Origin of the sequence: Streptomyces sp. NPDC057623 (genome assembly GCF_042800355.1) — a bacterium.
In the GTDB taxonomy this organism is placed as follows: Bacteria; Actinomycetota; Actinomycetes; order Streptomycetales; family Streptomycetaceae; genus Streptomyces.
This window is the reverse complement of sequence record NZ_JBHVGZ010000056.1, coordinates 18,587-31,484: the sequence shown is the minus strand read 5'-3', so window position 1 is coordinate 31,484 and position 12,898 is coordinate 18,587. Positions and strand designations below refer to the sequence as shown.

The window sequence follows — 12,898 nt, the reverse complement described above, 5'->3', positions numbered from 1 at the left end:
GTCAGGCGATCAGCAGATCGGGCCGCACGAGGGTTCCGGATCGCCCGTGCACGATCTCGTACGCCGCGTCCAGCGCGCCGATGGCGGCCAGCCGGCCGGTGTTCTCGACGAACCGGGCGGCGGCCTCGGCCTTGGGCCCCATCGACTCCTCCGGGTAGTGGGCGCCGCGCAGTTCGGTGGGCGTGACGTCCAGGACGGGCCGCTGGTCGGGGGTGCCGTAGTCGGCGTAGATGTTCGGGACATTGGTGAGGACCAGCAGGAAGTCGGCCTTCACGTCCTCGGCCAGCCGGGCGGCGCCAAGGTCCTTGTCGACGACAGCGTCCACTCCGCGCAGCGCGCCGGTGGCCCAGTCGGCAACGACGGGGACGCCTCCCCCGCCGGCACACACCACCACAGCACCCGTCTCCAGCAGCACCCGGACGGTATCGGCCTCCAGAATGCGCTCGGGCGAGGGCGCGGGTACCACGCGCCGCCAGCCGTGCCGGTCCTCCGCCATGTGCCAGCCGTACTTCGCCACCAGGAACCGGGCCGGCTTCTCGGGGTAGAGGGGTCCGACCAGCTCTGTGGGGTGTTCGAAGGCGGGGTCGTCGACGCGTACCCGGGTGTGCGTGACGAGCGTGACGACCCTGCGTCCGGGCAGCACGTCGTGCAGGGTGCGCATCAGGAGGGTGCCGATCATGCCCTGGGTCTGGGCGCCGAGCAGATCCAGGGGGTAGGGGGCGGTGAGGGCCGCGTCGGCCGTGCTCTGGGCGGCGAGGAGATCGAGCTGTGGTGCGTTGCCGTGTGTGACGACGAGTTGGTGGTCGTGGGCGAGGGCGGCGATCGCGGTGGCGACGCGGACGATGTTGGTTCGCTGGGTGTCCGCGTCGGGGCGTTCACCGCGGTGCAGCAGGGCGTTGCCGCCGAGGGCTACGACGATACGCATGGTTTCCGCCTCTTCCCTCGCCTCCGCGTCGAGTCTGCGCCGAGTGGCCATCCCTTTCTCCGTCATCGAACGGCCGACCGCCCTGCTGGCGCAGGGTGCTGAAGGGCTCCCGCAGGCCGCCGAGTGGCCCAGTCCTGGGGGCCGGGTGGCCCATGGTTGCGGCGGTCGCGCGTGCTCACACTGGAGGTGGTAGCTCCATACGCCCGCCCTGGAGGCACCCCATGAACGCACCAGCAACGATGAGCATGCCTCGGGCGCTGCCCGTCGAGCACCGGGAACGGCTGCTGCGGATCGCCCGGGAGGTGTCGTTCCCGCAAGGCGCCCGGCTCTTCGAGGAGGGTGGACACGCCGACCGGTTCTGGATCATCCGGACCGGCACGGTCGACCTCGACATGCGCGTGCCCGGCCGCCGTGCCGCCGTCATCGAGTCGCTCGGCCACAACGAACTCCTCGGCTGGTCCTGGCTGTACCCGCCGCATGTCTGGCACCTGGGCGCGGAGGCGTCCTCGCCGCTGCGGGCGTACGAGTTCGACGCCACCGCCGTACGCGCGATGTGCCAGGGCGACCCCGAGTTCGGCCGGAGCATCGCCCGGTGGGTCGGCGAGGTCGTCGCCCACCGGCTGCAGGCGGCCCGTGTCCGGCTGCTGGACCTGTACGGCCCGCACGGCAGCGGGAGCCCGAGCTGACCGAGCCCGGCACCGCGCGTACCCACCCGATCGAGGAGTCAGAGGAGTCATCGTGCCCGGATACCCGCACATCGTGCGTGACGTGATGACCCGCGCTGTCGCCGCCGTTGTCCGCGACGCCGCCTTCAAGGACATCGTGCTGACCATGCAGGACCGCAAGGTCAGCGCCCTGCCTGTGGTCGACGACGGGGGACGGGTCCTCGGAGTCGTCTCCGAGGCCGACCTGCTGCCCAAGGAGGAGTTCCGCGACAGAGACCCCGACCGCTACACGCAGCTGCGCCGGTTGTCCGACCTGGAGAAGGCCGGTTCAGTCACCGCGGGCGAGCTGATGACCTCCCCTGCCCTCACCGTCACCACCGACTCGACGCTCGCGCAGGCCGCACGGACCATGGCACGGGCCAGGGTCAAGCGCCTTCCGGTCGTGAACGCGGCGGGGCGGCTGGAGGGCATCGTCAGCCGGGCCGATCTGCTCAAGGTGTTCCTGCGGGGCGACGAGGAGATCGCGGAGGAGGTCCGGCGGGAGGTCGTGGCCCACCTCTTCACGGCGCCGGCATCGACCGTGCGGGTCGAGGTCCGGGACGGGGTCGTACGGCTGGGCGGCCAGGTCAAGGACACCTCGCTGGTGCCGGTGGCGGCGCGGCTGGTGCGGTCTGTGGAGGGAGTCGTGGACGTGGAGTTCGACCTGACGGGCGGGGCACTTCAGCGGCCTGAGGATCGATCTGCCCTCTGATCGGACCGCCCCGAAGAGGCCGGTCACAGCGCGCCACAGGTACGACTGGGGCCGGTCGGCCCTAGTGCCTTCAGCTCGGGTACGTGATGATCGTCATCGCGGACGGCCCGCAGTCCGTCACACACCCGGGGAACAAGGGGTCGACATGACCGAGGCACGCACCTTCACCGCGAAGGACCCGATCCGCGTCTTCCTGCTGGACGACCACGAGGTGGTCCGGCGCGGGCTGTCCGATCTGCTGGACGCCGAGCCGGACATCTCCGTCGTCGGGGACGCCGAGAACGTCGAGCACGCCCTGGTCCGGGCCCCGGCGGTGCGGCCGCAGGTGGCCGTCCTGGACGTGCGTCTCCCGGACGGCGACGGCATCTCCGTCTGCCGAGAGCTGCGCAGCCGGATGCCGGAGCTGGCCGTGCTGATGCTGACCTCCTTCGACGACGAGGACGCCCTGCTCGACGCGATCATGGCCGGAGCGTCCGGTTATGTGCTCAAGCAGATCAGAGGCTCGGACCTGGTGTCGGCGGTGCGTACGGTCGCCTCCGGTCAGTCGATGCTCGATCCCGCGACGACGGCCCGGCTGATGCGCTCCCTGCGCGCGGAACCCGCCGAGGCACCCGCAGAACCGCCGGAGCTCGCGGGGTTGTCCCCGCGCGAGAGGGACATCCTCGCGCTGATCGGCGACGGCCTCACCAACCGCGAGATCGGCAAGCGACTGTACCTGTCGGAGAAGACCGTCAAGAACCACATCTCCCGGCTGCTGGCCAAGCTGGGCGTCCAACGGCGCGTCCAGGCCGCGGTGCTCGCCACGCATCTGGAGCAGCCCGAGTCGACGGGTGAGCGTCCGGCGCGCTGATGTCCCTCCAGCCTGCGTGGCCTGCCGGTAGTCGCGCCGCTGGAACGCCACCCGTCCCGCATAACGGCGGCACCCCGTAGCTCCCGGTTACGCGCCCCGAAGCGTCGCCGCTCGACATGCCGCCGGCCGTCCGCCGCGACGAACGGAACCGCTGATCCTGCGGTTGATCCTGACAACCACGTTGGGCCCTCCGGCACGCCATCGGGCCGTACGGCCTATCCCCGGCCCTGACCCAGCCGCCCCGGCGCCCATCCGGCCCGGGACGGGGGGAGTCCCCATGCCCACAGCGGTCCCCGACGGCCCGACCCTCGCGACGCTGGTCTCAGCGTCCGCGGCCGCGCCCTCCGTCCACAACACCCAGCCCTGGCGGTTCCCGGTTCGACCCGGACACGGGCACGCTGGAGGTCCGGGCGCTTACCGAGCGCGGCTTGCGCCACACCGACCCGACGGGGCGCGCTCTGCACGTCTCCGTCGGCTGTGCACTGCTCAACCTGCGGATCGCCGTGGCGCACGTCGCTCGGGAGCCGGTCACCCGCCTACTGCCCCGGCCCGACGAGCCCGGCCTGCTGGCCACCGTACGGCTGTGCGGTCCCGCCCGATTCTCAGCGGCCCCGCGGCTCTACGACGCCCTGTGGCGCCGGCACAGCATCCGACTGCCCTTCTCCGACCGCCCACTGCCCGGCGCGGTGCTGGCAGAGCTCGCCGAGGCGGCCCACGCGGAGGGTGCCGTGCTCGGTCGGCCCGAGCTCGGCACGGCTGACCGGTTGCTGCGGCTGACGCGGGAGGACGAGCAGCGCACCAGGGCCGACCGGGAACGGGCCGTTGAGGGCCGTCGCTGGGTCCGGGAGCCGGACCACACGGGTCTCGGGGTGCCGCCGGCGGCCGTCGGGCCGCAGGACTACCGCGAGCACCTCCCGATGCGGGACTTCGGCGCTCACCACCACGCGGCCGACCTGACCGCCCGCCCCTTCGAGGCCCGGCCGCGCCTCGTGGTGCTGACCACCGCACACGACCGGCGCGCGGACTGGCTGCGCGCCGGGCAGGCCCTGCAACGTATCCTTCTGGTGGCCACCGTTCACGGCGTCCGGGCGGCGTCGCTACATCAGGCGCTGGAGTGGCCCGACCTGCGCGAGCGGCTGGTGTCCGCGCCGTCCGACGACCGGTGGGCGCACGCGCAGATGGTGATCCGCGTGGGCTACGGCCCCGAGGGCCCGCCGTCACCGCGGCGTCCGGCGTCGCAGGTGCTGGAGAGCGGTCTGCGGCCGGTTCTGAGCTGAGCGAACCGTCTGCGCGAGCCACCGCACTCCGCGCACGCCCAACTCCACCAGCAGCACCGTGGATGCGGTGCCCAGGCACAGCGCCCACTGGCCTGCGTCGAGCGGCACCGTGCCGAACACCGTGCGTGCCCAGGGCAGATGAACCGCGGCGATCTGCACCGCCAGAACACCGGCCAGACACAGCCACAGGGTGCGGTTGCGGAACTGGTGGCGGCCGAGCAGGGGGCCGTCGTCGGCGCGGGCATTGAGGGAGTTGAACAGCTGGAACAGGACGAACGTGGTGAACGCCATGGTCAGCGCGGTGTCCGTGTCGACCTGTTCCCGGGCCAGGGCCAGCAGGACCACAGTGCCCAGGGCCATGACCGCGCCGGCCCGGGAGATGCCCAGCAGCCGACGGGCGTCCAGGATTCGCTCCGCCGGTGCCCGCGGCGGGCGGCGCATCACGTCGTCGCGAGCCGGATCGACAGCCAGCGCCATGGCGGGCGGGCCGTCCATGATGATGTTGACCCACAGGAGCTGCGCCGCGGTCAACGGGGCGGGCAGGCCCGCCAGGGAGGCGCCCAGCAGGGTCAGGATGGCGCCCACATTGGTGGCCAGCTGGAAGCGGACGAACTTGACGATGTTGTCGTAGATCGCCCGTCCCTCGCGCACGGCCCGCACGATGGTGGAGAAGTCGTCGTCGGTGAGCACGACGTCGGCGGCCTCCTTGGCCACGTCCGTGCCGGTGCGCCCCATCGCCACACCGATGTGGGCGGCCCGCAGCGCCGCCGCGTCGTTCACGCCGTCGCCGGTCATGGCGACTATGTGACCGCGGCTCGACAGAGCCCGCACGATCAGCACCTTGTGCTCCGGGGCGACCCGGGCGAACACGCCGATGTCGTCGATGCGCGCGGCGAGTACGTCCTCCGTCATCCGGTCCAGCTCGGCGCCGGTCACCACATCGCCGTCGATGTCGAGCTCGCGGGCGATGGCCGTGGCGGTGTCGGCGTGGTCGCCGGTGATCATCTTCACCGCGACGCCCGCCGAGCGGCACAGCGCCATCGCGTCCCGTGCCTGGGGACGTGGCGGGTCGGCGATCCCGGCGACGGAGACGAGGGTGAGTCCGGGGAGCGCGGAGGGGTCCGGCGTGCCGTCGACCAGGGCGGTGGCGGCGCCGAGGACGCGCAGCCCCGAACCGCCCAACCGCGCGGTAACGGCCTCGATCTCGCCGCGCCGCGCGTCGTCGAGGTCGCGCACGCCCTCGTCGGTCAATACGCCGGTGCACAGGCCCAGCAGGACATCCACCGCGCCCTTGACGTGGACGCGGGTGCGGCCGTCGGGTTCGGCGTGGAACGTGGCCATGTACTTGGTGGCCGCGTCGAAGGGCAGCTCAGCAGTGCGCGACAACTCGGCCCGCAGTCCGTCCGCATCGATACCGGCCTTCGCGGCCAGGACGACGAGCGCGGCCTCCGTGGGGTCGCCGACGAAGCCGTCACCGGTCAGGTGTGCGTCGTTGCAGAGGGCGAACGGGAGTACAGCGGAGAGAAGTTGGTCGGCGCGTGCCTCGCCGCCGCGGACGGCGCCCTGGGTGCCGTAGTAGCCCTCGCCGGTCACTTCGTAGAGCCTTCCGGCGGTCCAAAGTGCCCGTACCGTCATCTCGTTGAGCGTCAACGTGCCGGTCTTGTCGCTGCAGACGACCGTCGCCGAGCCGAGGGACTCCACCGAGGCCAGGCGTTTGACGATGGCGCCGCGCCGGGCCATGCGGTGCACGCCGAGCGCGAGCGTCAGAGCCAGGACGGCCGGCAGCCCTTCGGGGATCGCTGCGACGGCGAGGGCCACGGCCCGCAGGGCGATGTCCGCGAGTCCCTCGCCGCGGAGCAGGGAGACCAGCGCGTAGGCGACAACCGCGATGCCGCTGATCAGCGCGAGGCGGCGGCCGAGGCTGTCCAGCTGGATCTGGAGCGGGCTGGCCGGTTCGGCGCCGGTGCGCAACGCCTCGGCGATCGCACCGAGTTCGGTGCGCATGCCAGTGGCCGTGACAATCATTTCGGCGCGGCCTCGGGTCACGGCGGTGTTCATGAACAGCATGCTGCTGCGCTCGGCGAGCGGCACCGGGCCGGTCGCGGTGGCCTCGACCGCCGTGGTGCTCTTCGCGACCGGCTGGGACTCGCCGGTCAGAGCCGCCTCTGCGACCTCCACCGACTCCGCGACGGTGAGCCGCCCGTCGGCGGGGACCCGGTCACCTGCCTCCAGCAGGACGACGTCGCCGGGTACGAGGGTGTGGGCCTCGACCACCCGTTCCGCACCGTCGCGGCGGACGCGGGCGGTAGGCACGAGCATCCGGCGCAGCGCCTCCAGGCTGCGCTCGGCGCGGCGCTCCTGGAGGTAGCCGAGTACGGCGTTGATCTGGAGGACGACGGTGATCACCAGGGCGTCCTTGATGTCACCGATGGCTCCGGCCACCACGGCGGCGATCAGCAGGATGCCGATCAGCCAGTTGCGGAACTGGTCCAGGAACTTGAGCCACTCGGGCCGACGTTCCGGTTCGGCCAGCTGGTTCGGCCCGAAGGCCGCCGTGCGTTCGTCGGCCTCCCGCGTGCTCAGGCCGGTCGCCGGGTCGACGCCGAGGCCGGCCGCCACCTGCGCGGGCGCGAACTGATGGACGTCCGCCCCAGCGACGGGCCCGGAAGAGACCTCTGCCGCCATTCGCCCGTCCACGGTCACTCACCCGTGCGAACGACGGCGACCGGGCAGTGCGCGTGGTGCAGCAGGGCCTGGCTGACCGAGCCCAGCAGCAGCCCGGTGAAGCCGCCCCGGCCGCGCGCGCCGACCACGACAAGTCCGGCGTCGGCGCTCGCGTCGATGAGAGTGTGGCGGATCCGGCCGCGCACCAGCCTGCGGTGCACAGTGACGTCGGGGTACTTCTCCCCCAGCCCGCCCAGCGCCTCGGCGAGCACGCGCTGCTCCTCGTCGCGCAGCCGGTCCTCGTCGTATGTCACGAAGGGCGGGTCGGACGGGCCGTCGTAGGCGCGCTCGCCCTGGGGGTTCCAGGCGTGCAACGCGATCAGGTCCGTGCCGCGCAGGGAGGCCTGGGCGAAGGCGAACTCGACGGCTCCCCGGGCCGCGGGCGATCCGTCCACGGCGAGGAGGACCGGCCCGTCCGGGCTCGGCCGACCGCGCACCACCAGCACCGGGCAGGCGACATGGGAGGCCAGATGACCTGCGGTGGAGCCGAGCAGCAGGGCGCCGAACCGGTTCAGGCCCCGGCTGCCGACCACCGTAAGGGACGCGGTGCGCGACTCGATCTCCAGCACCATCACCGGTTCGCCGACGACGACCTCGCGCATGACCTCGATCCCGGGCGCGGCCTCGTGGGCGCGCCACTCAGCCTTGGTGAGCGTGCCGTCGATCAGCTCGCGCAACCCGGCGCCGCTCGGCTCCCAGGGCCGCCCGGGCGGCACGTGCGCGGCCGGCCAGCCGAAAGCATGCACCAGCCGCAGCCCCACCCCCCGCAGACCGGCCTCGCGCGCCGCAACCTCCACGGCCGTCAGACTCGACGGTGAGCCGTCCACCCCTACGACAACCGGGCCGTTCATCGCTCTCCCCTTTCCGGGCAGGATCCGCGGGTGCCGTTCGGCTTTCTCAGGGCAAGCCCTGCCGAAATCCGTACGGCCCTCCCCAGGCGGGTCCCCGCCGGGCTCCTCATTGACGCGAAGAGGGCAGCACCGTGCGGCCGCTCCTCGCTGCTCCTTCCCAGCCTCGCCCCCTCGTCCGGATCCCGCACAGGGCCGTACGGACCCTGCTGGGGAGCCCATCCGGCCCTCGCCAGGCGGGCGCCGCGCGCCGACCCTGGAGGGGAGGGAGTACACGCGCGGCACCTCGGCATCCGGTGCCGCACCAACACCGGAGGTGCGTCATGACCGGACCTGTCGTCGTCGGACTCGACGGTTCGCCCGCGAGCGTGACGGCCGCTTGGTGGGCCGCCCGCGAAGCGGCGGACCGGCATCTGCCCATTGTGTTGCTCCACTCATGGAGCACGCAGCCGCTGGACGTGCCCATCCGGCAGGAGGCGCACACGAAGCAACGCTACGGCCGGGATGTTCTGCAGCGAACCTCGGCCGAACTGCTGCACCGTGACGGGGAGCTGAACCTGACCACCGAACTGATCTCCGCCCCCGCCACGCAGGCCCTTCTGGAACGCGGCACGCGCGCGTCGATGCTGGTGCTCGGCTCGCGCGGGCACGGCTCCGTGGCGAGCTTCCTGCTCGGTTCCATCAGCCTGCACGTGCTGGGCCTGGCGCCCTGCCCTACCGTCGCCGTCCGGGCGGGCGACCCCGCCGTCGAGGCGGGCTGGGGCCACCCCGCAGCGGCGGACCGCGACGAGGTCGTCGTCGGGCTGACGGAGTCCGGCGGCGCTGCCGACCCGCTGCTGGAGTTCGCCTTCTCCATGGCCGCACCGCGCGGCAGGCGCGTGCGGGCGGTACGGGCACTGCCGCTGTCCTCCCTCGCCCCCTTCCGGGACGAAGACGTCGAGGCCGAGGAGCGCGTCCGGCTGGCCGAGGTACTGGCGCCGTGGCGGGAGAAGTTCCCCGACGTCCCCGTCACCAAGCACGTCGCCACGGGCCCCGCCACGCAGGTGCTGCTGACGGCCTCCGCGCGCGGCTCCCTCACAGTCGTCGGGCGCAGGCACCACGCGACGCACCTCACGTGGAAGCTCGGCCCCGTCGCCCACGCGGCGCTGCATCACGTGCCCTGCCCGGTCGCCGTCGTGCCGCACGACTGAACAGACCACCATCTCCGGGACGAGCACCGTCATGGACCACCTTTTTCCTCGAAAGCCGTTGCACCAGATGCCGTCGACCCTCTCCCGTATGCCACCGCTGGAGTCGCTCCTGCTGGCCGGCACCACTGTCGCCCTGACGGTCGGCGGCATCTTCTGGTGGGCGGGTGCCCGCGATCTCGCCAACCTGTGCTGGGCCGTGGGCACGGTCGTCGCCATCGGACCCGCGGTGGGCTGGGTACTCGGCGCGCTGCGGCGCGGTCACGCGGGCGTGGACCTGATCGCGGTCCTTGCACTGGGCGGCACACTCGCCGTGGGCGAGTATCTGGCCGGTTCCCTGATCGCCTTGATGCTGGCCACCGGCCGCGCCCTGGAGGCGGCCGCCCGGAAGCGGGCCTCCCATGATCTGCGCGCCCTGCTTGAGCACGCGCCCCGCACCGCCCGGCGCCGCACCGGCAGCGAGGTGCACGTGGTGCCGTCGGCCGAGGTCGCCGTCGGGGATCTGCTCGTGGTGGGGCCCGGCGAGGTCGTCCCCGTCGACGGGACCGTGGTCGGCGACACCGCCGTACTCGACGAGTCGGTCCTCACCGGAGAGCCCTTGGCCGTGCATCACGCCCCGGGCCGTTCGGTGCGCAGCGGTGCGGTCAACGCGGGCGGTGCGTTCGAGCTGCGCGCGTCCGCGACCGAACGGGACAGCACCTACGCCGGGATCGTGCGGCTGGCCCGGCAGGCCGGGGCCGAGTCGGCGCCCGTGGTGCGGCTGGCCGACCGGTACGCGGCCTGGTTCCTGCCGCTCGCCGTCGCCGTCGCGGGCCTGGCATGGCTGGTCACGGGTTCCGCCGTGCGGGCGGTGGCGGTCCTGGTGGTCGCCACGCCGTGCCCGCTGCTGCTGGCGGCGCCGGTGGCCGTGGTCTCCGGTCTGTCGCGCGCCTCACGCCACGGGGTGGTGGTCCGAGACGGCGGTGCGCTGGAGAACCTCGGCCGTGCGCGCACCCTGTTGCTGGACAAGACCGGCACCCTCACTGGCGGGCGTCCCCGCGTCATCGACGTGGTCGCCGCCCACGGCTGGCAATCGTCGCAGGTACTGCGGCTGGCCGCCTCAATCGACCAGTACTCGCCGCACGTGCTGGCCCGGGCCCTTGTCGAGGCGGCCCGCGAACGGGGCCTGCGCCTGACCGTGCCCTCGGACATGACCGAGGAACCCGGCCGCGGCGCCGTCGGCACCGTCGCCGGACGCCGGATGGCCGTCGGCCGCCTCGACGACGGTGCGGAGAAGCCCGCCTGGGCCCGCGCGGTGGACAACCGCGCAGTCCTGGACGGGGCGGCCGTCGCCTGGCTCACCATCGAAGGGCGCCCGGTCGGGGCCGTCCTGCTGTCCGATCCGCTGCGCCACGACGCGCCGCGCACCCTGCGCCGACTGCGCTCCGCCGGCATCGAACGGCTCGTGATGCTCACCGGCGACCGTGCGGAACCCGCCCGCGAGGTCGGCGCCGTCCTCGGCCTGGACGACGTGCGGGCCGGCCTCTCCCCCGCGGACAAGGTCGCCGCGGTGCGCGCCGAACGCGACCGCGCGGTCACCGTGATGGTGGGCGACGGCGTGAACGACGCACCCGCCCTCGCCGCCGCCGACATCGGCGTGGCGATGGGTGCCCGTGGCTCCACGGCGTCCTCCGAGGCCGCCGACATCGTGCTGACCACCGACCGGGTGGACCGCCTGGCCGACGCCGTCGCCATCGCCGTACGGTCCCGGCGCATCGCCGTGCAGAGCGCGCTCGGCGGCATGCTGCTGTCCCTGGCCGCGATGGCCGCGGCCGCCTTCGGTCTGCTCCCGCCCGCCCTCGGCGCCCTGCTGCAGGAAGGCATCGACGCCGCGGTGATCCTCAACGCCCTGCGCGCGTTGGGCGACGACCGCGCGGCACGCCCGGCGCTCCAGCCCTCCACCGAGGCGCTCATCCACCGGTTCGCGGCCGAGCACGACGATCTCCAGGATGTCCTGGAGGCCGTGCGCTCCGCTGCCGACCGCCTCTCGGACAGCCCCGGGCCGGAGGCCGTCACAGCCGTACGGGAGGTCCACCGTCTGCTCACCGAGCGCCTGCTGCCGCATGAGTACGCCGAGGAGCACCAGCTCTACCCTGCCCTCGCCCCCACACTCGGCGGCCCCGAGGCGACCGCCACGATGAGCCGAGCCCATGTCGAGATCTACCGCCTCGCCCGCCGCGTCGAAACCCACCTCGCTCTGGCCGGCCCCGACGGGGCCCTGGCCCCGGAGCAGCTCGACGACCTGCGCGCCTGTCTGTACGGGCTGCACACGGTGCTGCGACTGCACTTCACGCAAGAGGAAGAGAACTACTTCTCCCTCGCGCCCTGAGGTGACAGCAGATGAACGAACCCGTGGGCACCCCGAACCCCGGCAGAACGTGCTCGAAGGCGCCCACCTCGTCCGCCGGTTCGGCGAGCGCACGCCACCGACGACCTCAGCCGCGCCATCGCCGGGCGGGATCTACGGCCTGCTCAGGCCGAACGGCCCGGAAGGACGACGACGATCAGGATGGTGTGCGGCCTACTGCGGCCCGACGCCGGAAGCGTGCACGTGGCGGGCCGGCCGGACCCGGGCCGAGTCGGTGATCACCCCACCGGGGCAGGTGCGTTTAGGGGCGTAGTCCGGGTCAGCGAGCGCTCCACGGTCACTCCGGTTGCGGTACGACGGCTACGGGACTGGCGGCGTGGTGCAGCAACGTGTGCCCTACTCGGCCCAGTTGGAGCCCGAAGCGGCCGGATCGGCGCCGCGCTCCGATGACGACGAGGTCCGCCGCCGCTGATCGCCTCAGGAGCACCCGGCGGGCCGGGCCCTCCACCGTGTCGCGGCGGATCCAGACCCCAGGGTGGTCCGCCATCGGGCCGTGGAGCGCGGCGTCGAGCAGGGCGGACGCCTGTTCCTGCGCGTAGTGGGCTGGCTCTCCGGCCATCAGAGGGTGGTCGGCCCTCCTGTGCGCGGGAGCACGCCAGGCCCGTACGGCATCGAGCGTGCACCCGCGTGCCTCGGCCTCGCGGAAGGCGAACCGCACCGCCTCACCGGCGATCGTGGGGTCGGCCACGCCGAGCAGGATCCGCTCGTGGGTGCCGGCCCGACCGGCCTTGTCGCCACGGACCACGATGACCGTCCCGTGGGCGCGGGCCGCAACGGTCAGGGCGACCGAGCCGAGGAGCAGACCGGTGAACTCGCTGCGGCCCCGTGACCCCGTCACCACGGCGAACGCGTGGTGGGCTTCGCTCAGGAACACGTCCACCGCCTCGCCGGGGACCACGTCGACGGTGACCTTCACGTCGGGGTCGCGTCGGCGGGCGCGCTCCGCCGCGGTGGCGACCACGGTGTCCGCCATCGCCTCCTCGGACGGGCGCTCAGGGCCGACGGACGGCGCGCCGCCTTCGTACCGCTCCCGCAGGGAGGCGTACACCAGGCGCAGCCGCAGACCGTGCCGGGCCGCCTCGTCCACGGCCCAGTCGACTGCCCGGAGGCTCGGCTCTGATCCGTCGACACCCACGACCAGGGGCAGCTCCATCACCCCCACCGCCTTTCGTCGGGCCGCAGCACGGTGCGGCGCCCTTTCCACTCCACCGTCACACGCCCGCGCGGGCAGCCGCAGGGGTCGGTCGGCCCCGCCCAGGGCCGT

10 protein-coding genes are annotated in these 12,898 nt (G+C 73.1%); 6 read left to right on the top strand and 4 right to left on the bottom strand.

What is annotated here, in order from left to right; genetic code table 11:
• Position 1: 1 nt before the first annotated feature.
• Positions 2–925, bottom strand: a complete 924-nt coding sequence (locus tag ACFU95_RS37680; protein ID WP_383837843.1) for a carbamate kinase — start codon at positions 923–925, stop codon at positions 2–4.
• A gap of 221 nt (positions 926–1,146) precedes the next feature.
• Between ACFU95_RS37680 and ACFU95_RS37675 the strand changes: the two genes are divergently transcribed.
• The 4 genes from ACFU95_RS37675 (at position 1,147) to ACFU95_RS37660 (ending at position 4,468) form a co-directional block, all read left to right on the top strand.
• Positions 1,147–1,611 (top strand): cyclic nucleotide-binding domain-containing protein, encoded by a 465-nt coding sequence (locus ACFU95_RS37675; RefSeq protein WP_383837840.1) that lies wholly within the window; start codon positions 1,147–1,149, stop codon positions 1,609–1,611.
• Positions 1,612–1,663: 52 nt separating this feature from the next.
• A complete protein-coding gene (locus ACFU95_RS37670; protein ID WP_383837837.1) occupies positions 1,664–2,341 on the top strand; it encodes a CBS domain-containing protein in 678 nt (225 codons plus the stop codon).
• A 145-nt stretch (positions 2,342–2,486) separates the two neighbouring features.
• A complete protein-coding gene (locus ACFU95_RS37665) occupies positions 2,487–3,191 on the top strand; it encodes a response regulator (RefSeq protein WP_383837834.1) in 705 nt (234 codons plus the stop codon).
• A 428-nt stretch (positions 3,192–3,619) separates the two neighbouring features.
• Positions 3,620–4,468 carry an Acg family FMN-binding oxidoreductase gene (locus tag ACFU95_RS37660; protein ID WP_383837831.1) on the top strand — a complete coding sequence of 283 codons (849 nt, stop codon included), beginning with the start codon at positions 3,620–3,622 and terminating at the stop codon, positions 4,466–4,468.
• On the opposite strand, the gene ACFU95_RS37655 is transcribed toward ACFU95_RS37660, so the two are convergent.
• Both ACFU95_RS37655 and ACFU95_RS37650 read right to left on the bottom strand, forming a co-directional pair.
• A complete protein-coding gene (locus ACFU95_RS37655) occupies positions 4,409–7,153 on the bottom strand; it encodes a cation-translocating P-type ATPase (RefSeq protein ID WP_383837828.1) in 2,745 nt (914 codons plus the stop codon). The two genes, ACFU95_RS37660 and ACFU95_RS37655, sit on opposite strands and share 60 nt — an antisense overlap.
• Positions 7,154–7,167: 14 nt before the next feature.
• Entirely contained in the window at positions 7,168–8,043 is an 876-nt protein-coding gene (locus tag ACFU95_RS37650) for a universal stress protein (RefSeq protein ID WP_383837825.1), read from the bottom strand.
• 320 nt (positions 8,044–8,363) lie between these two features.
• Here ACFU95_RS37650 and ACFU95_RS37645 point away from each other — a divergent pair, with 320 nt between their 5' ends.
• A complete protein-coding gene (locus ACFU95_RS37645) occupies positions 8,364–9,230 on the top strand; it encodes a universal stress protein (RefSeq protein ID WP_383837822.1) in 867 nt (288 codons plus the stop codon).
• Between the two features lie 88 nt (positions 9,231–9,318).
• Entirely contained in the window at positions 9,319–11,595 is a 2,277-nt protein-coding gene (locus tag ACFU95_RS37640) for a heavy metal translocating P-type ATPase (RefSeq protein ID WP_383837819.1), read from the top strand.
• Between the two features lie 316 nt (positions 11,596–11,911).
• On the opposite strand, the gene ACFU95_RS37635 is transcribed toward ACFU95_RS37640, so the two are convergent.
• On the bottom strand, positions 11,912–12,787 hold the full coding sequence (locus ACFU95_RS37635; RefSeq protein ID WP_383837816.1) for a universal stress protein: 876 nt from the start codon (positions 12,785–12,787) through the stop codon (positions 11,912–11,914).
• Positions 12,788–12,898: the final 111 nt, after the last annotated feature.